This is a genomic window from Winogradskyella sp., from assembly GCF_028282165.1.
GTDB lineage: Bacteria > Bacteroidota > Bacteroidia > Flavobacteriales > Flavobacteriaceae > Winogradskyella.
In genome coordinates this window covers 1-25,410 of record NZ_JANQIM010000010.1, presented here as the reverse complement: position 1 = coordinate 25,410, position 25,410 = coordinate 1, and the positions used below count along the sequence as shown (strand labels likewise).

28 protein-coding genes are annotated in these 25,410 nt (G+C 35.3%); 18 read left to right on the top strand and 10 right to left on the bottom strand.

Annotated features, from left to right (window positions below; translation table 11 throughout):
- Window positions 1–379 precede the first annotated feature (379 nt).
- From htpG to Q0972_RS04480, 7 genes are all read left to right on the top strand, one after another.
- The gene (htpG, locus tag Q0972_RS04510) at window positions 380–2,287 is read left to right on the top strand and encodes a molecular chaperone HtpG (protein ID WP_299363155.1); all 1,908 of its coding nucleotides are present in this window, start codon (window positions 380–382) and stop codon (window positions 2,285–2,287) included.
- 112 nt (window positions 2,288–2,399) lie between these two features.
- Entirely contained in the window at window positions 2,400–4,049 is a 1,650-nt protein-coding gene (locus Q0972_RS04505; protein ID WP_299363153.1) for a serine hydrolase, read from the top strand.
- 127 nt (window positions 4,050–4,176) lie between these two features.
- Entirely contained in the window at window positions 4,177–4,554 is a 378-nt protein-coding gene (locus Q0972_RS04500) for a VOC family protein (RefSeq protein WP_299363151.1), read from the top strand.
- 100 nt (window positions 4,555–4,654) lie between these two features.
- Entirely contained in the window at window positions 4,655–5,350 is a 696-nt protein-coding gene (locus Q0972_RS04495) for a YafY family protein (RefSeq protein ID WP_299363149.1), read from the top strand.
- Between the two features lie 149 nt (window positions 5,351–5,499).
- Entirely contained in the window at window positions 5,500–6,084 is a 585-nt protein-coding gene (locus tag Q0972_RS04490) for a Crp/Fnr family transcriptional regulator (protein WP_299363147.1), read from the top strand.
- A 160-nt stretch (window positions 6,085–6,244) separates the two neighbouring features.
- Complete coding sequence (locus Q0972_RS04485; protein WP_299363145.1) at window positions 6,245–7,036, top strand: class I SAM-dependent methyltransferase; 792 nt, start codon at window positions 6,245–6,247, stop codon at window positions 7,034–7,036.
- A gap of 85 nt (window positions 7,037–7,121) precedes the next feature.
- On the top strand, window positions 7,122–8,447 hold the full coding sequence (locus tag Q0972_RS04480) for a hypothetical protein (protein ID WP_299363143.1): 1,326 nt from the start codon (window positions 7,122–7,124) through the stop codon (window positions 8,445–8,447).
- Here Q0972_RS04480 and Q0972_RS04475 read toward each other — a convergent pair.
- Together Q0972_RS04475 and Q0972_RS04470 are read right to left on the bottom strand one after the other, a co-directional pair.
- A complete protein-coding gene (locus Q0972_RS04475) occupies window positions 8,444–8,848 on the bottom strand; it encodes a hypothetical protein (protein WP_299363141.1) in 405 nt (134 codons plus the stop codon). The two genes, Q0972_RS04480 and Q0972_RS04475, sit on opposite strands and share 4 nt — an antisense overlap.
- Window positions 8,835–9,419 (bottom strand): sigma-70 family RNA polymerase sigma factor, encoded by a 585-nt coding sequence (locus Q0972_RS04470; protein WP_299363139.1) that lies wholly within the window; start codon window positions 9,417–9,419, stop codon window positions 8,835–8,837. The genes Q0972_RS04475 and Q0972_RS04470 overlap by 14 nt, the downstream gene beginning before the upstream one ends.
- 142 nt (window positions 9,420–9,561) lie before the next feature.
- On the opposite strand from Q0972_RS04470, the gene Q0972_RS04465 reads away from it, so the two are divergent.
- The 3 genes from Q0972_RS04465 (at window position 9,562) to Q0972_RS04455 (ending at window position 11,324) form a co-directional block, all read left to right on the top strand.
- On the top strand, window positions 9,562–9,906 hold the full coding sequence (locus Q0972_RS04465; RefSeq protein ID WP_299363137.1) for a DUF6249 domain-containing protein: 345 nt from the start codon (window positions 9,562–9,564) through the stop codon (window positions 9,904–9,906).
- Window positions 9,907–10,000: 94 nt separating this feature from the next.
- On the top strand, window positions 10,001–10,975 hold the full coding sequence (locus tag Q0972_RS04460) for a hypothetical protein (RefSeq protein WP_299363126.1): 975 nt from the start codon (window positions 10,001–10,003) through the stop codon (window positions 10,973–10,975).
- Window positions 10,968–11,324 (top strand): hypothetical protein, encoded by a 357-nt coding sequence (locus Q0972_RS04455; protein ID WP_299363123.1) that lies wholly within the window; start codon window positions 10,968–10,970, stop codon window positions 11,322–11,324. Before Q0972_RS04460 ends, Q0972_RS04455 begins: the two co-directional genes overlap by 8 nt.
- A 3-nt stretch (window positions 11,325–11,327) precedes the next feature.
- Here Q0972_RS04455 and Q0972_RS04450 read toward each other — a convergent pair whose 3' ends face one another.
- Window positions 11,328–12,008: a M15 family metallopeptidase gene (locus Q0972_RS04450; RefSeq protein ID WP_299363121.1), complete on the bottom strand. Its 681-nt coding sequence runs from the start codon at window positions 12,006–12,008 to the stop codon at window positions 11,328–11,330.
- A 118-nt stretch (window positions 12,009–12,126) separates the two neighbouring features.
- On the opposite strand from Q0972_RS04450, the gene Q0972_RS04445 reads away from it, so the two are divergent.
- The 8 genes from Q0972_RS04445 to Q0972_RS04410 all read left to right on the top strand — a co-directional run bounded on the left by Q0972_RS04445 (window position 12,127) and on the right by Q0972_RS04410 (window position 18,181).
- Window positions 12,127–12,726 carry an alpha-ketoglutarate-dependent dioxygenase AlkB gene (locus tag Q0972_RS04445; protein WP_299363118.1) on the top strand — a complete coding sequence of 200 codons (600 nt, stop codon included), beginning with the start codon at window positions 12,127–12,129 and terminating at the stop codon, window positions 12,724–12,726.
- 407 nt (window positions 12,727–13,133) lie between these two features.
- Complete coding sequence (locus Q0972_RS04440; RefSeq protein WP_299363116.1) at window positions 13,134–14,057, top strand: alpha/beta hydrolase; 924 nt, start codon at window positions 13,134–13,136, stop codon at window positions 14,055–14,057.
- Window positions 14,058–14,359: 302 nt separating this feature from the next.
- Entirely contained in the window at window positions 14,360–15,220 is an 861-nt protein-coding gene (locus tag Q0972_RS04435) for an SPFH domain-containing protein (RefSeq protein ID WP_299363114.1), read from the top strand.
- 15 nt (window positions 15,221–15,235) lie between these two features.
- Window positions 15,236–15,394 (top strand): DUF4177 domain-containing protein, encoded by a 159-nt coding sequence (locus tag Q0972_RS04430; RefSeq protein ID WP_299363112.1) that lies wholly within the window; start codon window positions 15,236–15,238, stop codon window positions 15,392–15,394.
- A complete protein-coding gene (locus tag Q0972_RS04425) occupies window positions 15,394–15,909 on the top strand; it encodes a hypothetical protein (RefSeq protein WP_299363110.1) in 516 nt (171 codons plus the stop codon). Before Q0972_RS04430 ends, Q0972_RS04425 begins: the two co-directional genes overlap by 1 nt.
- Window positions 15,902–16,081 (top strand): Arc family DNA binding domain-containing protein, encoded by a 180-nt coding sequence (locus tag Q0972_RS04420; RefSeq protein ID WP_299363108.1) that lies wholly within the window; start codon window positions 15,902–15,904, stop codon window positions 16,079–16,081. The genes Q0972_RS04425 and Q0972_RS04420 overlap by 8 nt, the downstream gene beginning before the upstream one ends.
- Window positions 16,082–16,144: 63 nt before the next feature.
- Window positions 16,145–17,452 carry a DUF819 family protein gene (locus Q0972_RS04415; RefSeq protein WP_299363106.1) on the top strand — a complete coding sequence of 436 codons (1,308 nt, stop codon included), beginning with the start codon at window positions 16,145–16,147 and terminating at the stop codon, window positions 17,450–17,452.
- An 18-nt stretch (window positions 17,453–17,470) separates the two neighbouring features.
- The gene (locus tag Q0972_RS04410; RefSeq protein WP_299363104.1) at window positions 17,471–18,181 is read left to right on the top strand and encodes a DUF4369 domain-containing protein; all 711 of its coding nucleotides are present in this window, start codon (window positions 17,471–17,473) and stop codon (window positions 18,179–18,181) included.
- Between the two features lie 86 nt (window positions 18,182–18,267).
- Here Q0972_RS04410 and Q0972_RS04405 read toward each other — a convergent pair whose 3' ends face one another.
- The 7 genes from Q0972_RS04405 to Q0972_RS04375 all read right to left on the bottom strand — a co-directional run.
- Entirely contained in the window at window positions 18,268–18,534 is a 267-nt protein-coding gene (locus Q0972_RS04405; RefSeq protein WP_299363101.1) for a hypothetical protein, read from the bottom strand.
- Window positions 18,535–18,602: 68 nt separating this feature from the next.
- Window positions 18,603–19,574, bottom strand: a complete 972-nt coding sequence (locus Q0972_RS04400) for a type I phosphomannose isomerase catalytic subunit (RefSeq protein ID WP_299363099.1) — start codon at window positions 19,572–19,574, stop codon at window positions 18,603–18,605.
- A 3-nt stretch (window positions 19,575–19,577) separates the two neighbouring features.
- A complete protein-coding gene (locus Q0972_RS04395; protein WP_299363097.1) occupies window positions 19,578–19,988 on the bottom strand; it encodes a 6-carboxytetrahydropterin synthase in 411 nt (136 codons plus the stop codon).
- Window positions 19,985–20,512, bottom strand: coding sequence for an isopentenyl-diphosphate Delta-isomerase (idi, locus tag Q0972_RS04390; protein ID WP_299363095.1), 528 nt, complete (start codon window positions 20,510–20,512; stop codon window positions 19,985–19,987). Before idi ends, Q0972_RS04395 begins: the two co-directional genes overlap by 4 nt.
- A gap of 103 nt (window positions 20,513–20,615) precedes the next feature.
- Window positions 20,616–22,595, bottom strand: coding sequence for an OmpA family protein (locus Q0972_RS04385; RefSeq protein ID WP_299363093.1), 1,980 nt, complete (start codon window positions 22,593–22,595; stop codon window positions 20,616–20,618).
- Window positions 22,596–22,605: 10 nt separating this feature from the next.
- The gene (locus Q0972_RS04380; RefSeq protein ID WP_299363091.1) at window positions 22,606–23,535 is read right to left on the bottom strand and encodes a type IX secretion system membrane protein PorP/SprF; all 930 of its coding nucleotides are present in this window, start codon (window positions 23,533–23,535) and stop codon (window positions 22,606–22,608) included.
- A 33-nt stretch (window positions 23,536–23,568) separates the two neighbouring features.
- On the bottom strand, window positions 23,569–25,410 hold a 1,842-nt coding region (locus Q0972_RS04375), incomplete at its 5' end, for a gliding motility-associated C-terminal domain-containing protein (protein ID WP_299363088.1).

The window sequence follows — 25,410 nt, the reverse complement described above, 5'->3', positions numbered from 1 at the left end:
CGCTCGAAATGACAGATACATTGTCTCTTACCAGAGAGGCTTAAGAAGCCATAAGGAATTAATCAGGACAAAAAAACTGTACTAAAAAACTCTCAACTGTCATTGCGAGGAACGAAGCAATCTTTAAACTATATTATAAATCAAGAGATTACTTCACTACGTTCGTAATGACTGCCAGTGACTACTTTTAGTGCAGTTTTTTATGCCATCTTGTCACAAATCTTGTCTTGGTATTTTATTTGAACAAGTTGAGATGAAAATAAAACATCAACTTTCGTCAGTTCGAGTTGAGACGAAATCGAAGTATCGAGAACTTCTCGATAAATTTTGAACAAGTTCAAAACACTCGAAGTGACATTAAACAATAAATTTTATAATCATGACAAAAGGAAGTATTAACGTATCGGTAGAAAATATCTTTCCGTTAATTAAAAAATTCTTGTATAGTGATCACGAAATATTCTTACGTGAGCTAATCAGCAATGCTACAGACGCCACTTTAAAACTAAAACACTTAACAAGTATTGGTGAATCTAAAGTTGAATATGGTACGCCAGTTATTGAAGTAAAGATTGATAAAGAAGCAAAAAAGCTTCACATCATTGACCAAGGTCTTGGAATGACATCAGAGGAAGTACAAAAGTACATTAACGAAGTAGCTTTTTCTGGTGCAGAGGAATTCTTAAATAAGTATGAAGACGCTGCCAAAGATGCTGGAATCATCGGACATTTTGGTTTAGGCTTTTATTCGGCATTTATGGTGGCCGATAAAGTAGAGATTATCACAAAATCGCACACAGATGCTACAGCTGCACATTGGACCTGCGACGGTTCTCCTGAATTTACGTTAGAAGAAGCCAATAAAACTGAAAGAGGAACGGAAATCATTTTACATATTTCTGAAGGTGAAGAGGAATTCCTCGAAGATTCTAGAATCAGAGAATTGCTGACCAAATACAACAAGTTTATGCCGATTCCGATTAAGTTTGGAACCAAGGAAATCAACGATCCTGAGCATGAGCCACAAACCATAACCGATGAAGACGGTAAAGAAACCACTGAACCACACCGTAAGATAACCGTTGATGATATCATTAATAATCCAAATCCAGCTTGGACCAAACAACCTTCAGATTTAGAAGAGGAAGATTATAAAAACTTCTACAGAGAGCTGTATCCAATGCAGTTCGAAGAGCCATTATTCAACATTCATTTAAATGTAGATTATCCGTTCAACCTTACAGGGATTTTGTACTTCCCTAAAATGACGAACGATCTTAATATTCAAAAAGACAGAATTCAATTGTACCAAAATCAGGTATTTGTTACCGATAATGTTGAAGGTATCGTTCCTGAATTCCTAACCATGTTAAGAGGTGTCATCGATTCTCCAGACATACCGTTGAATGTATCGCGTTCTTACCTTCAGGCTGATGGTAATGTGAAGAAGATTTCATCTTACATTACACGTAAAGTGGCCGACAAGCTTAAGTCGTTATTCAACAACAATCGTGAGGATTTTGAAAAGAAGTGGGACGATATTAAAATCGTTATCGAATACGGTATGTTGTCCGAAGAAAAATTCTTTGAAAAAGCAGATGACTTTGCACTGTACCCAACAGTTGATGGCAAATTCTACACTTTTGAAGAATTGACCAATGCCATTAAAGCCAAGCAAACAGATAAAGACGATAAAATGGTGATTCTTTATGCCGCTAATAAAGATGAGCAGCACAGTTACATCCAAGCAGCTAAAGAGAAAGATTATGAAGTGTTATTGTTAGATTCTCCTATTGTAAGTCACTTAATGCAAAAGCTTGAGACCACTAAAGAAAATATTTCTTTTGCACGTGTGGATGCCGACCATATCGATAACCTCATCAAAAAAGAAGATACGACCATTTCAAAATTATCGGATGAGGAAAAAACCAAATTAGATGAATTGTTGAAAGAAGTGGTGCCATCAGAAAAATTTATGGTACAGTTAGAAGCTATGGATAGCAGTGCATCACCATTTATGATTACACAACCCGAATTTATGCGTCGTATGAAAGAAATGCAGCAAACTGGTGGTGGCATGTTTGGTATGGGGCATATGCCAGAAATGTACAACTTGGTGGTAAATACAAACCATGATTTAGTAGGCGAAATCTTAAATACCAAGACCAAGAAAAAACAAGAACGTTTAATCAATCAAAGTTTAGACTTAGCACGTTTATCACAAGGCTTGTTAAAGGGCGAGGAACTGACCAACTTTATTAAGCGTAGCTATGATATGATTAAGTAGATTTGAGATTATAGATAAGCTAATAGACAAAGCCACTTAGAACACTCTAGGTGGTTTTTTTGTAACTTTATTTTTTTAGTGTCGTCTTACCTAAAATAATCAATCAAAAAATATGCAAACAAAATCTTTACTTTTAGTTCTCATACTCATTGTTTTTACAACAACTGGGTATGCCCAAAACCTTACGCAACAATTCGATGATATCGTTTCTCAATCGTATAAGTCCGATATGCCTGGCGCTACCTTTTTAGTGGCTAAAGACGGTAAAGCTATTTACAGAAAAGCCATCGGTAAGTCTAGCTTAGAGTTAGATGTAAACATGATACCAGAAAATGTATTTAGATTAGCATCTATCACCAAGCAGTTCACTGCTGTTGCTATTTTAATGCTAGAAGAACAAGGCAAACTCAACCTCAATGACCCCATTACCAGATTTATTCCAGATTATCCAACACAGGGAAAAACCATTACAGTGCACCATTTATTAAATCATACCTCAGGTATAAAAAGTTATACAGCTATGGGGAATTTGGTAGAAGTTGCTCGAACAGACAAAACTCTTGATGAGTTAATTGACTATTTTAAAAATGAACCAATGGATTTTGATCCTGGTGACCAATTTAGATATAACAATTCTGGTTATATTCTTCTTGGAAAAATTATCGAAGAACTTTCTGGTGAGACTTATGAAGATTTTATAGAGAAAAAAATATTTGAGCGTTTAGGGATGAAAAGTTCAAGCTTCGGTAATAATAGGGAACTTGTAAAAAATAGAGCTCAAGGTTACGAACAAGATGATACAGGTTATGTCAATGCCAATTACATCAGCATGACTTTACCTCATGCTTCAGGTTCATTAGCTTCAACAGTGGATGACATGCTGAAATGGCAAAATGCCTTAACCAATAATACATTAATTAAAGCCTCTACGCTCAATAAGGCCATCAACGGATCCAAGTTAAACAATGGCGAATATATTGACTATGGTTATGGCCTCGAAGAAATAAACCTAAAAGGTTCTAAAGGATATGAGCATAGTGGTGGCATTTTTGGTTTCACAACCAATGGCATGTATCTTATCAATGAAAATGTTTATGTTATAGGGCTAAGCAATTGCAATTGCAATGATATTGGCGATGTAACACAACGTCTCGCTGCAGCGGCAATAGGCAAACCATATCCAACCATGAAAGATGTAGTGAAATTATCTCAAGATAAACTGAAACAATGGGTTGGTGCTTATGAATTTGAAGATGGTGCAATAAGACATATCTTTGTGAAAGATGGTGCCTTAAAAAGTATGAAAGAATCAGAAACTAATACCGTTTTTGATATTTTCCCATTAGCAGAAGACCATTTTATGTTTGAGAAAGGCAATATTGAGTACAAATTTTCAAAATCTGCCGATGGCAAGAAACAAGTGATATTTATGACCGATTCTAAAAGTATTGGGAAAGAAATTGACAAGGAAATGCCTACAACTAGAAAAGAAGTAACACTATCTAATGAAATTCTGAGTCCTTATGTAGGTAAGTATGAGTTAGCTCCGAATTTTATAGTCGAAATAACAGTTGAAGGTAGCCAGATGTTTGCACAGGCTACAGGCCAAGGAAAACTTGAACTTTTCGCCGAAGATGACATTACGTTTTTTGCTAAAGTAGCACCTATAAAAATAGTTATAAACAAAGACGGTACTGGTAAAGTTGTTAGTTTTAAACTATATCAAGGTGGAAGCGAAACTGTTGCTAAGAAGATTGAATAATACGCTTTTAATAGATTCTTAAAAAACCACTTCGGTCGAAGTGGTTTTTTCTTTTTCACCTCTGACATATTCTGACACTAGCGCTAATATCTTTGTGCTAAGTTTAATTAATAAATCAATTTTAAAAATGAAAAATGCAATTAGCTGGTTCGAAATTCCAGTAACAAACTACGAACGTGCAAAGCAATTTTATGGAACGGTTTTAGGCATTGAAATCACAGATCACCATATGCCAGAACAAAACATAAAGTATGGTATGTTTCCTTACGATGATGATAACAATGGTGTTGGAGGTGGTTTAGTTGAAGGCGAGGAACAAAAACCAACTTCAGACGGCCCTACACTTTACATCAATGGTGGTGAAGACTTAAGCATCCCGTTAGGAAAAGTTGAAACTTCTGGTGGTAAAGTCATTATGCCAAAAACCGATATTGGCGAAAATGGATATATGGCTCAGTTTATAGACTCTGAAGGCAATAGAATTGCTTTGCATTCTTGGAACTAAACCATTTTGAATTCGTTTCTTTCATCAACGAAAAAAGAACAAAAACTCATTTAAAAACTACACATAGCGAATTGGCAACCAGTTCGCTATCTTTGTTATTATGTCTCAGTTAGCAAGGCTTATATCGATATTAACACTCTTAAAATCCAAAAGGCTTTTAACGGCAACAGAACTTTCGGATAGATATGGTGTAAGTATTAGAACGATCTATCGAGATATTAGAAAGCTTGAAGAAGCTGGTATTCCTGTTATAACTATAGAAGGTAGAGGTTACTCGTTAATGGAAGGCTATACTGTAGCACCAGTTCAGTTTACGGAAAAAGAAGCCAATGCGATTATTACAGCTCAGCATTTGGTGAATAAAACACAAGACTCTTCTTTTACTAAGGATTTTAATGATGCCTTGATAAAAATTAAGTCGGTTTTTAGAACGTCCATTCAAGAAAAAAGCGAGTTATTGGATAGCAAAATTTTTGTGTTCGAGCCGTATCAAGAAGATATATCCAGTGCCGCACTATCTGAAATTCAGCTAGCGATTACAAACTTTAATTACATTGAAATCAACTACCGCAAAGCGGATGATCCAAATATTACATTCAGAAAAATAGAACCCTATACCCTTATCTCTACAAATCAAAAATGGATTTTAATTGCCTGGTGCTACCTAAGAGATGCCTATCGTGCTTTTAGAATAGATAGAATTCAGCATTTCAAGATTTTACCAGAAACCTTTACCGATAGAAAGTTTAATCTTCAAGAGTACTATAAAGCAGAAGCTTATGAAGGTCATCATTAAAAAACACTAAACCTTTTCCAACATAGAGAACTGAAGTGTTTTTTCTCATATAAAAAGGCGGTTAAACTTCTTTTAATTACCCATATCGAATTTAACTTTTCTCCTCAATGGATTTTGAGTAATTTCAAATAGCTAATAATTCAATTACCGTGCACTCGGACAATTCTAAAATCAAAGAGATATTTAAAAATCTTGTATTTACAGACGATGAAATTAAAATTATAGAATCTGTTTTTCATAAAGTCGTTGTAAAGAAGGGAGACATTTTGCTTAGTCCTGGCGATATTGTGGATTCGCATTACTACATATTGGATGGTTGCTTAAGAACGTTCCATATCGACAGTCAAGGAAAAGAATACACCGTTCAATTTGGAATTAAGGATTGGTGGATTAGTGATTACACTGCTTTTTTCTCAGGTGATAAAGCGATTATGACTGTTGAAGCCATTGAGGATTCCGTAATATATAGAATTAGTAGACAAGATAAAGAATTCTTATACGACCAGATTCCACGAATAGATCGTTTTTTTAGGATTAAATTAGAACGTGCTTTTGCAGCTTTTCAAAAACGGATACTTGCTGGTATTTCGCAAACGGCAACAGAACGTTATCTTCATTTTATGGCCACTTACCCAGAAATTGGTAAATTTCTAAAGAACTACCATATAGCTTCTTACTTAGGAATTACCACCGAAAGTCTTAGTAGAATTAGAAAAGAGCTTTCCGGAGGCTAATTTTTTAACATACATCAATTTTTGAATGTAATATTAATTATATGTTTGCCCTTCCCTAACATGATTAATTTAAGTCCCTTAGGATTAATAGCCAGGAAGCGCAAGTTGAGTAAACTTGCGCTTTTTTTATAACTTTAGTCTTTAAAGCTACGAGACCGTAATGTCAACAAAATACAACAAGATAGGCATCAACTATAATCAAACCCGTAAGGCCGATCCATATTTAACAGATCGACTATTAAAACATTTAAACCCTATTAAGAACGGGTTGTATTTAGATATAGGTTGTGGCACTGGCAATTATACCATTGCCTTACAAGAAAAAGGGGTTCAGTTTATTGGTATAGATCCATCTATAGAAATGCTACAAAAAGCACAGCTTAAAAATAAAGCGATAAAATGGCAAATTGGTACTGCAGAAAAAACGGGTTTGCCTCCAGAAAGTGTTGATGGCATAATCGCTACGTTGACCATTCACCATTGGACAAATTTATCTAGAGCATTCTCAGAGTTGCAATACGTATTAAAGCCTAACGGCAAAGTTGTAATTTTCACATCTACACCAAAACAAATGAAAGGCTATTGGCTCAATCACTACTTCCCTAAAATGTTAAGTGATTCCATTTTACAGATGCCTTCTTTAGAAGCGATTGAGGAGGCTATGACTTCTAGCGGATTAAGAATTACGGCAACTGAAACCTACAACATTAAACCAGACTTAAGAGATCATTTTTTGTACTGCGGCAAGCAAAATCCGGAATTGTATTTTGATGAAAATATTAGATATGGCATTTCTTCTTTTAGTGCTTTAGCCAATAAGACTGAAGTTGAAACAGGACTGGTTACTTTGCGAAATGATATTGATTCTGGTAAAATCGATCGTATTATAAAGTCTTACGAAAATGATTTTGGTGATTACCTTTATATCATTTGCAAAAACATAATGTATTAAAGAAGATACGCTAAATATTGGCAGTTAGTCTTATTTCTTCTATTATTACTAAATTTGATAGAAAATACAATCAACTTATTACAGAGTGAGCCAAGATTACAACAACCCTGCATTTAAAAAACTACTTCAAAAATTACAAGAAGAGAGTTGGCAACTTGAACTTCTCATTTCGGGTTTTGCAATTTTTGGTCTATTTACTGCTTTCCCTCAGATTAATATTACTGCAAAAGCGGCTCAAAATGATGAGAAACTATATTTCTGGATAGTTTTAATGGTGGTATTGGTCTCTTGCGCCATTCTAATTTTTAACCTTATGCTACATGTCGTTTTAAGAGGCCTATGGATTGGAGCATTAGGCTTAAGATATGTTTCTGGAGATATTGATTATGAAGAACTCAATTATAGTCAGAAATTTACTAGCTACTTGAGAAAAAAGGTAGGGTCATTCGACAAATATATTGCCAAGCTAGAAAACTATTGTAGCATTATTTTTGCCATTTCCTTTATGCTCATTTTCTATGTCCTTGCTTTTACGTTTACGATAATAGTTTTAGTGATTATTGTAAAACTGTTTCTAGAAAATGAGACTAAAATCATATCTAATGATACCCTAAGTCATTGGATCGGTGTTCCTTTGGTTGTTTTTATCGTTTTAGGCATGTTTATGACTTTCTTTGACTTTTTGACCCTAGGCTGGCTTAAGAAAAAGAAATGGCTAAGTAAAATCTATTTTCCCGTGTATTGGGTATTCAGCAAAATTACATTGTCTTTTTTATATCGTCCCCTTGTGTATAATTTTTTGGACAACAAATTTGGTAGGCGTATCAGTATGGCATTGGTCCCTATTTATATCTTAATACTTGTTGGCACAAGCTTAAGTTACAAAACCTCCAACTATTTTAATGGTGATCTGTCTTCTAACAGTATAATTGCCAGTAATAGCAATTATGAAAGTATGCTCGGGGAAGATGATTTTATTGAAGATGTAGCAATTGACTCAAAAGTGATAACAAACAATCACTTGAAGGTATTTATGGTTTTGTATGACGATTTTGATGATTATGTTTTCTCCTTTAACAAAGGACTAGAACCAGAAAAGGATATTAGAGGCTTAGACTCTGATATTATTATTATGAATACCATATCTTGGAAAAAACGTGATAGCTTGAGGAAAGCATATATGAAAACCCTTAATGAAGTCTTTACAGTTAGGATTGATTCTATAGATTACAATAGCGAGTTTATTGTAAGTAAAAGTCAAAAAAAACAAAAGGGCTTTGAAACATATGTAAGTCTAAAAAATCTTGAAGAAGGTAAACATTTACTGAAAGTATTGCGAAAACGCATCAGAAAAAAAGACACACAACGCGTTAGATATGCGACTATACCTTTTTGGTACTTTCCAAATTAATAAGTCAACCGATTATTAAAATACTGTTTTAACAAAGGGATTTGAATACTTACCATAAAAGCCAGTAATACTACAGCATACATTAAGACACTTGAAAAATCCAATGACAGGTTTTGGAATAGATCAAACGAAACTTTGGGTAAATTATAACGCTCGGTAAGGCTAGTGCTATTGCCTGGTCGATTAAAAAGAATATAGCCAACCAACGTTGCAAAACCTAAAGCAATAAGCCACCATATATATTTGGGGATTAAAGGTTTGTATACCGTAACCTCAGAATTGGACAAAGCTTCTACTTTTGCCATTACCTTATCGGTAAAATCCAATGGCGCTTTTTCAAGACTATCTGCACTCATTAACTTATTTACCAAATCTTCTATTCTTTTTTCATCCTTTTCCATAATTCAACTTTTTTTGTGGTTGCAAGTACTGTTCTAAAATAACCGCTAGCTTTTTTCTGGCCCTAAAAAGCTTTACCTTTACTGTATTGGCTTCAACATTTATGATCTTAGATATTTCATCTAAGGATAGTTCTTCAAAATAAAAAAGCGTTAGCAATGCACTACTGTCTTCTGGTAATTTATTAATACACGTTTTAATTAGAGCACGTTTTTCTTCATTGATTATATTATCCAAAGCATTATCAATTGTGTCTAATTTATTAAAGGTATATTCATCTATTGCTATATTATTTAAATACTTTTTATTCTTTTTGATGTTATCCAAACAGGTATTATAAGCTATTCTATAAATCCAGGTAGAAAATTTAGAATCCCCTTTAAACTTATCTAAAGACTTAAATACTTTAATGAACGTGTCTTGTGCCACCTCTTCTGCTTCTTCCCTATGCTTTAGCATACGCAAAGCTAAAGTATAGACCAAATCCTTGTAACGATCAACTAATTGGGCATAAGCTTTAGTATCGCCATTATTAATGGATTCTATTAATATAATATCGTCGTTGGTGGTCATGTTATTATTAAGACGACTGCTTTACATATTAGGTTACACAAACCCACAAAAATATTTTTTTTTAAAAATTTGTAACCTAAATAACTAAGCTATCGTCATAAGCTGTGAACAAATAAAAATAATCAATTAAAAAATAAACATTATGGATGAAGAAATTTTAATACCATTAAGTCTATTCGCAGCAATTTTCGGGATTGTATATTTATATTTCTCTACAAGAAACAAAGAGCGTTTAGCATTGATAGAAAAAGGCGCAGATGCCAGTATTTTTAACATCGGAAAACGTCGAGGCTCTTCTTGGAAAGTTGTCGTCTTAAATCTAGCCTTTCTATTAATGGGCATAGGATTGGGAGTATTTATTGGAAACATCCTAGATACCTATACCGGATTAGATGATGAAGCTGTATATCCTTCAATGATATTTCTAATGGCTGGTGTTGGTTTATATGTGGGTTATACGCAAACCAAAAAAGCACTAGAAGAATAAAATAGAAACTCATCAATCAATAAAAAGACGCTCCATTGTAAGGGAGCGTTTTTTTATGCCCCTAAATGATGTATATTTAAGCTAAAGTAAAGTTATGCCCAAAGTCTTATTTTTCATTTTAACTTTAAGCCAGGTATCCTTAGCCCAAATTACTGTTTTAGATAGCATTACTAAATATCCTGTTAGCTATGCTACCATTTCATTTGGAAATGGCAATGGTATTTTTGCCGATGATGAAGGAAAATTTGTCTTCACCAAAAAAATTTATCCGGATATCGATTCGCTCTTTATTTCTGCACTAGGATTTAAGAGTTTAAGTATCGCTACTGAAAACCTGCCTAGCGAATTGGTAATGCAGCCAAAGGCCGATGAACTAGATCAAGTTACCGTTACATCAAAGCTCAATCGAAAGTTTAAGGAAGAAATCCTAAAGCCCTATTTAGATGACGACTATTACCATTGTTGGTTGCCCACTATCGAGTCGGAAATTGCAGTATATTTTGCCAAAACCTCAACCAAGGATCAAAAATTGACCTCAGTGACTTTTCCTATTGCGCTAGAATCTAAAGATTGGAAAAAACGGAAACGTTCCAATAGCGACAAAAAAGCCTTCTCTACTTTGTTTAAGGTTCAGTTTTATGCCAATAACAATGGGATACCAGGAAAAACCCTTACCTATGAAACCATTGTTTTTAAAGCTACTGAAAAGGACGGTGATGCCCATACGCTAAATGTTGAAGCTTATGACATTTACATTCCCAAAGATGGTTTCTTCGTTTCGTTGCAAGTCATGGGCTATACTGATAAAACAGGAAAACTTCTGCCCAACAAAAAATATAAAGACATAAAAACCAAAAATGGTACGGTAAAAATACCGACCAACTTTAGACCCTTACTGCCTTTCACTGATGAAATCGAAACTAAAAACACGTTCATTAAACGCGTATTTATTAATGGTAATAACTGGGTAAAGTTTGATAAAGGCAATGGTTTTAGATCAAGTCTTTTAGATCAGGACCTGTACAATTATGGCATCGGTATAAGCTTTAAAACCTTTAAGGATGAGTGAGCCCTTAGGATTATATATCATGGCAGGAGTCTATATTTTTGCAGGGCTAATGCATATTGTCATCCCAAAAATATACATGCGCGTTATGCCAAAATATCTCCCAGCTCACAAATCCTTAGTCTATATAAGTGGTGTTGCAGAAATTCTCTTAGGCATAGGCTTGTGTTTCCCTCTCTTAAAAAACCTAGCAATTTATTTGATTATTGCTATGCTCGTGGTATTTCTCATTACGATCCACTTTTATATGTTATCTAGTAAAAAAGCTGCTGCTGGTATCCCAAAATGGATATTGATCTTACGTATTCCACTACAGTTTGGATTAATATACTGGGCTTGGGTTTATTTATGAATTTTATTCGACCTCAAAGTCAAAATAGGTTTTAGGAAAAGGCTCCCAACGCAAGGTGAAGTGCCACCATTCTTTTGGGTAATTTCTAAAATTATGTTTTAACATAATAGTTTGCAATAGCTGTCTATTCTTTTTTTGAGCTTCAGTGATGCCCTCATAATTCACCCAAGATTGATGCCCAAAAAAGTCGAATGGACTTCCCATATCCAAAGCAATACCAGTGTTACCGTCTACAATGGTCAGGTCAACCGTACTTCCCCTACTATGTCCAGATCTTGAAGCAATATATTCTTCCTTAAATAAATTTCGCTTCTTTACATCTGGATAAAACTGCGATTTATTGATAGTGTCATTCAAATCCTTTGCCCAACGGATAAAATGATTAACGGCACGCTGTGGGCGATACCCATCAAATACCTTTAAGCACAAATTTTGTTGCTGCAATTCATCCTGAATTAACTTTAACTTCTCCGTTGCCGCTTTGGTTAAAATTAAACGGTTGGATTTATAACCATCTATGGTATCACCTACAAAATTATTTGTTCCAAAATATCGAAGCTCTACGTCTAAATCTGGTATCTCAGATTTCACGTAGACAAATCCCTCAGGCAATTCTTGTTGCTGATTGAAGCCCAGAACGAGAAAACCCAGTACAATAACATATATGAGTGTTTTATAATTCACGTGGTTATACTAATTTTTTAAGTCTCATGCTATTCATAAATCATTAATCTTGTAAACCCCAAAACTAATAACTTGCTCGGTTCATAATGAAGCACTAATTTAGGCAAAAAAATATGCTATGGACTTGTTTTCGCAAGAGAAACAACATTTAATTCTTCCCAATGCGGAATTACTATACCTCCCAAACTTCTTTAGCAAACAACAATCCGATAATTACTTTGAAACCATAAATACTCAAACTTTATGGCGAAACAATGATATTACTGTATTTGGGAAAACCTATAAAGAACCGAGGCTAACCGCATTGTTTGGTGACACAAACAAACCGTACGGCTATTCTAATCTGGTGTTGTATCCCAACCCATTTACACCAAGCTTAAAAATTATAAAGGAAAGGGTTGAAAAGATTGCCGATATTGAGTTTAACACATTATTAATCAATCTATACCGAGATGGTAGTGATAGCAACGGATGGCACGCAGACAATGAAAAGGAATTGGGTAATAATCCTGTAATTGCGTCGGTAAGCTTTGGAGAAATACGTCCATTTCATTTTAAGCACAGAACGCTAAAGGACCAACGCTATAAACTCAATTTAGAACACGGAAGTTTGTTATTAATGAAAGGTGAAATGCAGCATTACTGGTTACATCAGATTGCAAAGACAAAAAAGGAAATAAAGCCCAGAATAAACTTAACCTTTAGAAAGCTGATTTAATTTTATAGCTCAATTAGTTAAAAACTCAAAAAACAAAAAACTGGGTTCCCTCAAACCCAGTTTTTCTAATTTGCTTTTTTTATTATGTAAGTAGATTTAGGGTCTCTAAGTCAACATAACATAATGCAAATATTAATTAATTAATCCATTGAACTAAAAACTAAATTTTAGTACACTCCAAATATATAATTAGGTTTCAATTTTATCGCTTAAAAACATCATTAATCGATGAAATACATTTAATTTTAACATTTATAGGTAAAATTGTGCATTTCGTCGATAAAATACATTTTAATGATTCTTCTAAATATGATGCTAATAGAATAATAAATATCAATAAAAATTGTTTAAATCATACAAATGAGATGATTTATAGTATAACTTTATGTGCCGTAAAATTTATAACCATGGGACCTTTAAAATTTATTTTTGTTCTCCTAATTTCTGCTCATGGCTTTAGCCAAGAAAAAACCTATTCCGAAACAGAAATCTCGGTGTCAAAATTTATAGATGGTACATTATTGGATCCTATTGAAGATAAAAAATCGATATTAGCTATAATTATTGCCGGATCTGGCCCTACTGATAGGGATGGTAACCAAAATTTTCTAAAAAATGACGCCTTAAAAAAATTAGCAAAAGATCTTGCCAACGCAGGAATTTCAACTTTTAGATACGATAAACGCATTGTAAAACAAATTCACCAAGGCAATGTTGATCCAGATATAATGTTCGACGATTTTGTGAATGATGCTAAAGATGTCATTACTTATTTTAAAGAAAAAAATTCTTTCAGAAAAATCTATGTTATTGGTCATAGTCAGGGTAGTCTAGTCGGTATGCTTGCAGCAAAAGAAAAAACCGATGGATTTATTTCTATTGCTGGAGCAGCAAAAAATATAGGAGATGTTATCGTTGAACAAGTCTCAAATATGAATCCTCAATTGGGTAAAGAAGCACAAAAAGTAGTTGATAAGCTCAAAAAAGGGGAATCTGCAGCAGAGTATCCAGAAATATTGGCTTCGGTTTTCGACACAAATATTCAAAGTTTTATGATAAATTGGATGCAATATAACCCTATAGAAATCATAAAGGATTTAAAGATTCCGATCTTGGTTATTAACGGCACCAAAGACCTTCAGGTTTCGGAAGAGGAAGCAAAATTATTAAAGGAAGCCAATGAAAACGCCCAGATCAGCATTATAGAAAATATGAACCACGTCTTTTTTGAAATAGAGGGTGGTGATTTGGAAAACTCCAAATCCTATAATGAAGCATTCAGGCCAATATCATCAAAACTTGTTAAAAGCATAACTAATTTCATTAATTAATAATCATAGGCCACTTCATACTACTTAATTAAAAAAGCATCTCTTGTGAGATGCTTTTTTACTAACTAACCAACCAAAATGTAATGTCGCGATTTTGTAGTAGTGTTACGCTTGTAACTATCGCTGTAACCATTACAATTAACATATAACAAATCGCGTGCCAAACTATGCTTTTTTTAATCTTTTCATAAAGTTGTAACAAAAAAATCTATTTGCATACTAACAAAATAAATTATATCTTTATGATATCATTTTGATATCATATTGAAATATTAAATGATTAACCAATTAAATTTTAAATTATGAAAGAAGAAAAAATCATCGTTCCTGCAAATGGCTACTTTATGTTGTTTGTGTTCTTGGTATTGTTTTTTGGAAGTATAGCTGCTATCATAGCCTATAAGACTCCTTGGCCAGGCATTACCATTTTCTTATCCATTGTAATGTCTGCGGGTTTTGTAATGGTACAACCCAATGGTTCGCGCGTAATGTTGCTATTCGGAAAATATGTGGGCACCATAAAAAAGAACGGTTTTTATTGGGTCAATCCTTTTTACACAAAAAAGAAAATCTCACTTAGAGCGAGCAATTTTGATAGCGAACGTTTAAAAGTGAACGACAAATTAGGAAATCCTGTAATGATCAGTACCATTCTAGTATGGCGTGTACAAGACACCTATAAAGCGGCTTTTGATGTTGATAACTACGAAAACTTTGTCCGTGTACAAACTGATGCTGCCGTACGTAAATTGGCAAGTATGTATCCTTACGATAACTTTGCAGATGAGGGTCATGCTGAAGATATTACGCTTCGCTCGAGTGTTAATGAAGTCAGTGAAGCATTAGAACGTGAAATCGATGAACGTTTATCCATCGCTGGTATCGAAGTACTAGAAGCTAGAATCGGTTATTTAGCCTATGCCCAAGAAATAGCAAATGCAATGTTGAAGCGTCAGCAAGCAACGGCCATTGTTGCTGCTAGACATAAAATTGTGGAAGGTGCAGTAAGTATGGTAGAAATGGCTATAGAAGAGCTTAACAAAAACGACATTGTAGAGCTCGACGAAGAACGCAAAGCTGCGATGGTAAGTAATCTAATGGTTGTGCTCTGCGGTGATAAAGAAGCCGCTCCAGTTGTAAATACTGGAACATTAAGCCATTAAAAGCTGATCAAAAAAATGAAAGAATATAAAGTAATACAACCAAAATTAGGTTTCAGAAATCGGTTTCAGCAATTTGAGGATATATTGAATCAACATGCAAGAGAGGGCTGGTCCGTTAAATTCATTGGTCAAGGTTGGGGAAGTGTAGTATTAGAACGAGATAAAAATAGGTGATGCGAATTTTTAAGGAAGAACAGCGTTTTACTCAATCATGGCGAATAATCATAATTATTCTAAGTATGATGGTTCCTCTAGGTATTATTGTAGGTATCTATACCACAGAGCCTCAGCGCCTTTCCTCTCTAGAATTTGTTTTAATAGCCGGATTAATTATTTTGGCTTCAGGCATTATCTTTTTATTCAAGCTTTCATCAAGAATAGACGAATTAGGGATTCACTATAGATTTTTCCCCTTTCACCAAAATTTTAAGCTTATAAGGTGGAACGAAATCAATTCAGTCTATGTGAGAACCTATAATGCTATAAGTGAGTATGGTGGATGGGGGCTGAAAGGTAAGATCCCTTGGAAGAAATCCAAAGGTGCGGCTATAAATGTTTCTGGTAATGTTGGTATTCAACTCGAATTGAAGAATGGTAAAAAAATTTTAATAGGCACCAAAAAACAAAAAGAAGCCAAAGCCACATTAGAGACCTACAAAGAAAAAATAATTAAGAGTAAACATGTCTAAGAAAAAAGCCTTTGCATTACGGATAAATGAAGATATGCTAAAAGCTATTGAAAAATGGGCTGCGGACGAGTTTCGCAGTACCAACGGCCAAATAGAATGGATGTTGATGCAATATCTAAAAGAAAACAATAGACAACCAAAAAAGAAAGACAAACCCGAAGATGAAAAGTGATCGAAACGATCACTTTTTTAATACCCTTTATTTTTGGTATTTTGCGCCTTTAATTTAACTCATATGAACGCTGTACCTATTTTTACTCAAGACACCATTGTTTTCGGACTATTAATGCTAATGTTAGGGTTTGTTTTTTATACATCAACTAGCGATAACAAATTTTGGAAAAAATTCTATAAATATATTCCGGCACTTCTAATGGCATATATGATGCCTGCAGCCTTAACTACTTTCGGATTAATAGCTCCCGAATGGGAAACTAAAGAAGCTACCGGAGAGATTGTAAAACACAAATCGCAAGTATACTATATTGCGAGTAGGTATATGCTTCCTGCAGCCTTAGTACTTATGACCATTAGTATAGACCTAAAAGCTGTTTTTAATCTAGGTTGGAAAGCTTTGGCCATGTTTGGGACAGGAACTTTAGGAATCATCATTGGTGGTCCTATTGCCGTTTATTTAATAGCATTAGTATCCCCAGAAACTGTTGGTGGTGCAGGGGCAGATGCTGTTTGGAGAGGATTAGCTACACTAGCGGGGAGTTGGATTGGTGGAGGTGCCAATCAAGCAGCAATGTTAGAAATTTACGAGTACAATACAGCTAATTATGCCGGAATGGTTATCGTAGATATTGTAGTCGCCAATATATGGATGGCGATACTTTTACTTGGTATAGGAAAACAAAAAAAGATCGATAAATGGCTAAAGGCAGATACCAGCGCTATCGAGACCTTAAAAGAAAAGGTTTCTAGCTATGCTGCTAGTATATCAAGAAACCCAACACTTGCCGATTTTATGGTCATTTTAGGTGTGGCATTTACTGTTGTTGGTATCTCACATTTTGGCGCTAATGAAATTTCTGAGTTTTTAAAGACCAACGTAGAAGCCGTAAGTGATAAAAAATCTGCTTGGTCTTCATTTGGATCCCAGTTTTTCTGGATGATATCAATAGCAACTATTTTGGGCATTATATTGTCGTTTACCAGATTAAAAAAATACGAAGGTGCTGGTGCAAGTAAAATAGGGAGTGTATTTATCTATATTCTTGTAGCCTCTATTGGTATGAAAATGGATTTAACTAAGATTGTAGATAACCCAGGATTAATTGTTGTTGGCTTGGTATGGATGGCAATTCATGTAGGTTTACTGTTTTTAATAGCAAAACTAATTAAAGCACCATATTTCTTTTTAGCTGTTGGAAGTAAAGCAAATATTGGAGGCGCTGCCTCAGCCCCTGTTGTCGCTGCAGCCTTTCATCCATCTTTAGCAACAGTCGGAGTATTATTGGCAGTTTTTGGATATGTGGTAGGAACTTATGGCGCAATGCTTACAGCTGAGTTAATGCGAATCGTTGCACCAATAACTTAACCCTAATTTAAATAAAGCATGACGAAATTCTATAAATTTCTAATCCCAACAATAGTAATACTTATAAGTGTTTCTTGCAAAAAAGAAGAAAACTCCAACTTTACCTTAAAAGGGGAAATAAAAGGTCTTAAAAAAGGGATCGTTTATCTTCAAAAAGATGGTGATTCATCTATAGTGAATTTAGATTCTATGGCAATAAATGGCCAGCCAGAATTCACATTAAAAACTACTATAGACGAACCTATACTACTCTATTTAAAACTCTTTAAAAGTGATGACGATGAGCACTACATACCATTTTTTGCTGATGAAGGTGTTACTGAAATTAAAACTACCCTAAAGAACTTTAGTTATGATGCAGAAGTAAAAGGGTCAAAACAGCAAGATTTATTAAATGAATATACCAAAGTGATGTCTAACTTCAACAATCAGAATCTAGATATCATTGAAGCGAGTTTTTTAGCCCAAAAAAATAATGACAGTATTACTGTAGATTCCCTAAATAAGGCATCTGAAACTTTGTTAAAACGCAAGTATTCTTTTACCATTCAATTTGCCATAAACCATAAGGACAATATTATTGCACCTTATCTGGCATTATATGAAATGCCTTCGGCCAATCCAGTCTATGTAGATTCTGTTTATAATGGTTTAAATGACGATGTAAAGAATTCCTTTTATGGCAAAAAGCTAGGAAAATTTATAGAGAACAGAAAAGTAGAAAATTAAGTATCGTATCTAAATAAACTGTCTAATTAAAAAAAGCCGATCAAAAAATATGATCGGCTTTTGCTTCCATATAGAATTATATTCTACTATAATTTATTTATACGTTCTATTAAAGCTCTTCCTTTAGCCTCTAAATCGTTATTGATTGCTTTAAAGTGTGCTTTTTTGTCGTCTACATTTCTATCATTAACACGAGCAATAAGTTCATCAAAAGAAGCTATAGCATCATCTATAATGGCATCGCTTTCTTTAGTTGGCTTTTGCGTGTTTTCTAGTTCCCAATAATAAACGGCTTCAATGATATCGCCAAAAACGTAATTAATGTCTTTTTTTAAATCTCTTTTATTCGCCATAATTCATAATATTTATAAATGCAAATGTAGTAAATCTATTCGCCAAACATCTATGCGCAATCAAGGTTTTAAACATAAACCTCTAAAAGCTTGGCACTTTTAGTTTTTAACTCAAAGTCTTTTATTGCTGCTGGAATAAGAATAGTCTCCCCTTTTGCAATACTATCATTTGTGGTGTCTGTCAACACCTCAACATCGCCGTCGACACACATATATATTAAAAATGAGTCTTTGTCGTTTTCCTTTTTAATATTAGAATCCAATTGCAAGTAATTGGTGGTAAAAAATGGACAGCTTACCATCGTGTTAGATAAGTTCTTTAGCTTCTCATAATCGACTCTAAAATCATTATCCATATCAAATTTAAAGGCATCAATTGCAATATCGTTATGCAATTCGCGAGAGTTTCCCTGCGCGTCAACCCGATCCCAATCATAGACACGATAGGTAATATTACTGGTCTGTTGAATTTCTGCCAATAACACGCCTGCGCCAATAGCGTGAACTCTACCCGCTTCAATAAAATAGGTATCGCCTTCTTTAACCTTATCAAAATTTAAAATCTCAGTAAGGGTTTTCGCTTCAAGATGTTTTAAATAGGTTTCCCTATTCATTTTTTGATTGAAACCAACTATAAGCTGTGCATCTTCATCCGCTTGCATTACATACCACATTTCGGTCTTACCAAATGAATTATGCCGTTTTTTGGCTAAAGCATCATCTGGATGCAACTGAATACTTAAATCGTGTTTAGCATCGATAAACTTTATAAGTAATGGAAAATTATTTCCAAAGCGCTTATAGTTCTTTTTGCCTAAAAAATCTAAAGTGTATGCCTCTACAAGTTCTTGTAATGTTTTCCCTTTTAAGGTGCCATTTACAACCAAAGAAATATCTCCAGAAACCGTACTTACTTCCCAACTCTCTCCCAATTGGTGAGAATCGGAATTTTTATTAAACTGCGTTTTGAGTTTTTCACCACCCCAAATCCTATCTTTTAAGATAGGTTGAAATTTTAGTGGATGTAAGACGTGTTTCATAAATTATTCACCAGAGTATGTAACAAAGTTACGAGGAGTTTCGTAAAGTGTAACTTCTAAATGAAATTTTGGGTCGAGCTTAGCTTTGATCTTGTTATATATTACAACAGCAATGTTTTCTGCGGTTGGATTCAAATTTTCAAATTCGGGAACTTCTTCATTGAGATTCTTATGGTCGAAAGCATTTTCAACTTCAGACTTAATGATGTCCTTTAAAATCTTAACATCAATAACATAGCCGGTTTCTGGATCAATTTCGCCAGTAACACTAGCAATCAACTCGTAATTATGCCCATGATAGCGTGGGTTGTTACACAAGCCAAAAACAGCTTCATTCTTCTCGAAACTCCAATCTTTTCTATAGAGTCTATGTGCTGCGTTGAAATGCGCTCTTCTGTGTACGGTAACTTTCATGAGTTATTGACATTTATGAATTCGTAAAATTTCTCGAATATGATTTTGAACCATGCCGTGTAATTCTCTGGATGAAGTGCCATATCCACTTTCACATCTTCCAAGGACATCCATTTCCAATCGGCAACCTCTTCTTCATTAATATTTGGTACATCGTTGTAGTATCCAATCATAATATGATCGTACTCATGCTCGGTTAGCCCATTATCAAAAGGTGCTTTGTAAATGAAAGACGTCGACTCCTTTAAGTCTGTAACAAATCCCATTTCCTCTTGCAAACGCCTTTTACCCGCTTCTAAATTTGTTTCTCCATCTCTTTGATGACTACAGCAAGTATTGGTCCATAAACCTGGGGAATGGTATTTGTGCCTAGCACGCTGCTGAAGCATTAATTGATTTTTATCGTTAAAAATAAACACTGAAAAGGCCCGATGTAATACCGCTTTTTCGTGTGCTTCCATTTTTGGCATCAAACCTATCTGGTTGTCGTTTTCATCTACTAAGATGACTTGTTCTTCAATCATAAAGCAAAATTAACACCTAAAGCTTTAAAAAAAGTAAAGGAATTCATAAAAAATAGCCGTTAAAGAATTAACGGCTATTGACTTGTTTTACGAAACGTTTAGCTTACTCTTTTTCATCGCAAGATTGACCATTAATACTTGTGATCACAAACTCACTACGTCTGTTTAATTGATGTTCTTCTTCAGAGCAGCTAGAATCTTTTGCAAGTTCGCATTCGCAATCGTTAACCAATTGCGATTCGCCATAACCTTTAGCTGTAAGGCGATCCGCAGCAACACCATTGTCTATTAAATACTGTCGCGTAGCCTGTGCTCTTCTCTCCGATAATTTTTCATTGTAGTCTGCAAGTCCTCTACAGTCAGTATGCGAACGAATATCTATCGTCATTGTTGTATACTTATTCAATACAGCTAACACCTTCTGTAGTTCTATTTCCGCATCATATCTAATATTGGATTTATCAAAATCGAAATAGATAATCGGAATATCAAGAACTTTAGCCAAATCGTCACAAGGATTTATTTCTTGTACGTCTTTTTCTAACAATAATTGAATTTGAAGCTCTTGTTTTTTCTTTGGTGTTGTAAAGCGCTGTTCATCAGAGATATAAGTTTCCATTTCACCTCTGACGATGTATTCCTTTTCGCAATCGAGCTCAAACGCAAAAGCAGCATTGGCATCAGCAGACTTACGCTCAATAAGATTACCTTCACCATCAAACAAGATAACCGTAGCATTTGGTATTGGCTCATCAGTATTCTTATCTTTTACGGTTCCTACAACCAATTGTTCACATTCCGGAACTTCAAATGTATATATATCATCACTTCCCTTTCCTCCTTCGCGATTAGAACTAAAGTAAACACGTTTTGTGACCAAATTTTCATAATAGCCAAAATCATCAGCCGAACTATTAACAGGTTTGCCTATATTTTCTATCGGAAAGTTTCTGTTAGAACCTTCCGCCACTTTTTGATCTAATTCCTCAGATTTATAAACATCAAATCCTCCTAAACCAGGGAACCCTGTTGATGAAAAGAATAAATTACCAGTAGTATCAATAAATGGAAAAGATTCTTGTCCTTCTGTATTTATTGAAGGTCCTAAGTTTTCTGGAGTGCCTAATGTGCCGTCATTATTAACATCTACAACAAAGATATCAGACTGCCCAAAAGTTCCAGGCATATCTGAAGCGAAATACAATCTAGATCCTGTAAGATTTAAAGTTGGATGGGCAACACTATAGTCTTCACTATTAAAATGTACTTTGTGGATTTCATCCCAAGTACCATCCTCGCTTAAGGCAGCTCTATATAACTGCAACCTATTCACACCTGCATCATCTTCTTTATACTTCAATCTAAAGAAATTATTTCTTGTAAAGAACATATATTTTCCATTAGGTGAAAAAACAGCACTGGATTCGTGATATTTTGTATTGACTTTACCCTGAATTTCTTTAACTTCACCAAAGCCACTCTCAGTCTTTTCTGCCGCGTACAAATCTAAATAGGGCTCTTCGTTCCAACGATACTTACGACCACCACCTCTAGCTGAAGCAAATACAATTGCATTTTCGTACTCTGTTGTTCCAAAGTCTGAAAACTCCGTATTGATATCCAAGTTTTGAGGTTCGACATCGAGAAAACTTAATGCTTCAATATTAGATTTGTAATCTACCTTTGACAGAAATGCTCTTCCCCTTCGATCGTCGGGTTTAAGTTCGTTAAACTTTTTCATCCACTTATCAGATTCTTCATAATTCTCAATACCCTTAAGTGCTAATGCATATCTAAAATAGTTTTCTGGGTCAATAACTTCATTCATAGACATTAACTCTCCATACCATTTCACCGCATTCTCCATATCATTAATAAAATAAAAGGAGTTCGCCAATTTCTGGAAAAGCTCAGCCGACCTGTAACCTTTGTTCGCCACCTCCAGAAGCACTTCACTTGTTTTTACATAAGCAAAATCCTTGTAGTCGTTTTCAACGCTTTTAATTTTTCCATTTTGTGCATAAGAAGATATGAAAAACATACTTGCAAATACGACACTGATATACCTTGAAATTGTTCTCATAGTTATTTTTTTAGAAGAAACGTGGTGATAAAATTCTACCTAATCGCTTCACTTCGAATCTTAAAGTGATTTCGTGAGTTCCGCTATTATAATTATTTAAACCTGTTGTGTTTAGATCGTACCCATATCCAACAAACATACCAGGTGTAATCTGAAAACCAAAAAGTGCACTTATAGAGTCATCCCAACGCCAAGCCACACCTGCAGTCAAATTCTTCTTGTACCAAAAATTAGCGGATACATCTGCTATTATTGGTGCACCAGAAACGCCTTTAACCAAGAAGGCTGGTTTCATTTCTAAGGTCTCACTAAGGTTGAATACATAGCCACCTATAACATAAAAATGCATACGCTCGGTGGCAATGGATTCCTGAAAATCGTCATAATGTTCGGTTTCTAGGAAGTTAGGGACAGCTACACCCAAATACCATTTTCTGGTATGCATGTACAAACCAGCACCAACCATCGGAGAAATAAGATTGAGATTATCATTAAAGACAACATCAGGATCCCGAAAACGTCCTTTACTCCAATCCGTATCCAACATATGAAATCCACCTTTAGCACCAAATGATAGTTTTAAATCATTAGCGTTTAATGGAATGGTATATGAAAAATTAGCATCTACAAAGGTCTCCCTTGCAGGCCCTAAGGCATCACTCACAACATTTAAACCTAAACCTATACGCTCGTTTCGCAGAGGAGAATGGATACTTAAAGTTTGTGTCTGTGGCGCACCATCAATACCAACCCATTGCGATCTATGTAAGCCAACAACACTTAATGTTTCACGTTGACCTGCATAAGCTGGATTAACACTCAATGTATTGTACATATAATGTGTGTATTGAGGATCTTGCTGTGCAAAACTACTAGCACTAATTAGCATTATAAATACTAAAACTATTAATCCTTTTATTTTTGATGATTTACGTATCATTTTAATGTATTTTATAATCAGTGTTAATTAGTCTTATCTATTAATATATAACCATCCAACTCTCGGTTCTGAACCATCACCTAAGTCAAGAACATAATAATAGGTCCCTACAGGTAAATCTCCAGATTGATTAATCACAGCCCTTCCATTCGAAGTTCCATTCCAATCATTTTGATAACCTCTTTTGCTATATACGATATTACCCCATCTATTATAGACTTCAAGTTTATTATTAGGGAATCGTTCTAAACAATCAATTATGAAGGTTTCATTGACATCATCACCGTTTGGTGAAAACTCATTGTAAATCGTTAGGCATATTGGATCAACAGATGCACTAGCTTCATCATCTGAAGGGTTAATATCAGTTCCACCATCTGCATTGCCTACAAAAGCTGTGTTCAAATAGTCTCCTATTCCTAATACTTCAACCGTAATTTGAAGAATTTCTACTTGATCAGGGTCCAATTGTCCTACTATCCATTCTCCATCAAATTCAGAATACGTTCCAGCCGTTGTAATTGCAGATACAAATACATATCCATCCGGTATCTGTTCATCTATTACAACATTTGTAGCCGTTACGTTTCCAACATTAGCTACTTCAATGGTAAATGTAACTTCATCACCTACAACTGGTCTTAATTCATCAACAACTTTAGTAACCTCTAAATCAAAAATTGAATTTACAGGTGTTACTGTTGGGTCGTCTGGTTCTCCGTCTCCATCAGGATCATTATCACTCGTATCGTTAGGATCATCACTAGTGTCCACAACATCATCTGTTGGGTCGCCTAAATCACCTAAAGGTCCTTCTGATCTGACACTTGCTGAATTTGTCACAAATCCAATATCCAGATCAATCTGTGTAATTTCATAAGTTGCGGTAAAAGTTGTATTGTCTATCTCTCCTGGAAGTAATTGTGCTATTGGACCTCCAACTAAATTCAATCCAGGCAATAAATCCTCAACTTGAATATTGGTCAATGTTACGTTACCAGTATTTTCAACTACAAACACATACGAGATAAGATCACCTAAACTCCCTTCAACTCCGTCGCCGTTTGTATCTGCTAATGGTAAAGTAGTCTTCAATAGGCTAATACTCGGTTGTTGTTGTATGGTTGTAACCGTAGGATCGTCAGGGTCACCATCAGAATCACTATCGTTATCCGTAGGGTCATCGGGATCGTCCGACAGGCTCGTCACCGGGTTATTACTTGGATCATCGCCGCTGACCGTCGCCGTATTGGCAAAGCTACCATTATCTATGTCAGCTTGTGTTATTGTATAAGTTGCCGTAAAGGTCGTACTATCTACTGCGCCAGGCGCTAAACTTGATAATGGTCCACCGACCACCGTCACCAATGGATCAGTGACCACAATATTACTTAATGTTACGTTACCGGTATTCGTCACCGTAAAGGTATATGTAATTGTGTCGCCAGCATCCACAACACCATCACCACCATCATCTAAGGTATCCACTTTAGTAATCGTGATACCTGGTAAGGACGGTAAGGTCGTTACCGTTGGATCGTCAGGGTTGCCGTCAAGGTCGCTGTCGTTATCCGTCGGGTCGTCCGGATCGTCCGATAGGCTCGTCACCGGGTTGCTGCCCGGGTCATCGCCGCTGACCGTCGCCGTATTGGCAAAGCTGCCGTTGACGATATCCGTCTGGGTCAATGTGTAGGTCGCCGTAAAGGTCGTGCCGTCCACTGCGCCAGGTGCCAGGCTTGCGATAGGGCCGCCGACCACCGCCACCAATGGGTCCGTGACCGTAACGTCCGTGAGGGTCACGTTACCGGTATTCGTCACCGTAAAGGTATATGTAATGGTATCGCCGGCATCCGCTATTCCGTCCCCGCCGTCGTT

Coding starts and splice junctions, on each gene's coding strand:
- Q0972_RS04505 (WP_299363153.1), top strand. CDS start 2,400: ATGCAAACAAAATCTTTACTTTTAGTTCTCATACTCATTGTTTTTACA.
- Q0972_RS04385 (WP_299363093.1), bottom strand. CDS start 22,595: ATGAGAACAATTTCAAGGTATATCAGTGTCGTATTTGCAAGTATGTTT.
- Q0972_RS04440 (WP_299363116.1), top strand. CDS start 13,134: ATGGGACCTTTAAAATTTATTTTTGTTCTCCTAATTTCTGCTCATGGC.
- Q0972_RS04455 (WP_299363123.1), top strand. CDS start 10,968: ATGAGTGAGCCCTTAGGATTATATATCATGGCAGGAGTCTATATTTTT.
- Q0972_RS04410 (WP_299363104.1), top strand. CDS start 17,471: ATGACGAAATTCTATAAATTTCTAATCCCAACAATAGTAATACTTATA.
- Q0972_RS04430 (WP_299363112.1), top strand. CDS start 15,236: ATGAAAGAATATAAAGTAATACAACCAAAATTAGGTTTCAGAAATCGG.
- Q0972_RS04460 (WP_299363126.1), top strand. CDS start 10,001: ATGCCCAAAGTCTTATTTTTCATTTTAACTTTAAGCCAGGTATCCTTA.
- Q0972_RS04405 (WP_299363101.1), bottom strand. CDS start 18,534: ATGGCGAATAAAAGAGATTTAAAAAAAGACATTAATTACGTTTTTGGC.
- Q0972_RS04425 (WP_299363110.1), top strand. CDS start 15,394: ATGCGAATTTTTAAGGAAGAACAGCGTTTTACTCAATCATGGCGAATA.
- idi (WP_299363095.1), bottom strand. CDS start 20,512: ATGATTGAAGAACAAGTCATCTTAGTAGATGAAAACGACAACCAGATA.
- Q0972_RS04475 (WP_299363141.1), bottom strand. CDS start 8,848: ATGGAAAAGGATGAAAAAAGAATAGAAGATTTGGTAAATAAGTTAATG.
- Q0972_RS04380 (WP_299363091.1), bottom strand. CDS start 23,535: ATGATACGTAAATCATCAAAAATAAAAGGATTAATAGTTTTAGTATTT.
- Q0972_RS04495 (WP_299363149.1), top strand. CDS start 4,655: ATGTCTCAGTTAGCAAGGCTTATATCGATATTAACACTCTTAAAATCC.
- Q0972_RS04400 (WP_299363099.1), bottom strand. CDS start 19,574: ATGAAACACGTCTTACATCCACTAAAATTTCAACCTATCTTAAAAGAT.
- Q0972_RS04485 (WP_299363145.1), top strand. CDS start 6,245: ATGTCAACAAAATACAACAAGATAGGCATCAACTATAATCAAACCCGT.
- Q0972_RS04420 (WP_299363108.1), top strand. CDS start 15,902: ATGTCTAAGAAAAAAGCCTTTGCATTACGGATAAATGAAGATATGCTA.
- Q0972_RS04470 (WP_299363139.1), bottom strand. CDS start 9,419: ATGACCACCAACGACGATATTATATTAATAGAATCCATTAATAATGGC.
- Q0972_RS04435 (WP_299363114.1), top strand. CDS start 14,360: ATGAAAGAAGAAAAAATCATCGTTCCTGCAAATGGCTACTTTATGTTG.
- Q0972_RS04465 (WP_299363137.1), top strand. CDS start 9,562: ATGGATGAAGAAATTTTAATACCATTAAGTCTATTCGCAGCAATTTTC.
- Q0972_RS04415 (WP_299363106.1), top strand. CDS start 16,145: ATGAACGCTGTACCTATTTTTACTCAAGACACCATTGTTTTCGGACTA.
- Q0972_RS04445 (WP_299363118.1), top strand. CDS start 12,127: ATGGACTTGTTTTCGCAAGAGAAACAACATTTAATTCTTCCCAATGCG.
- Q0972_RS04395 (WP_299363097.1), bottom strand. CDS start 19,988: ATGAAAGTTACCGTACACAGAAGAGCGCATTTCAACGCAGCACATAGA.
- Q0972_RS04500 (WP_299363151.1), top strand. CDS start 4,177: ATGAAAAATGCAATTAGCTGGTTCGAAATTCCAGTAACAAACTACGAA.
- htpG (WP_299363155.1), top strand. CDS start 380: ATGACAAAAGGAAGTATTAACGTATCGGTAGAAAATATCTTTCCGTTA.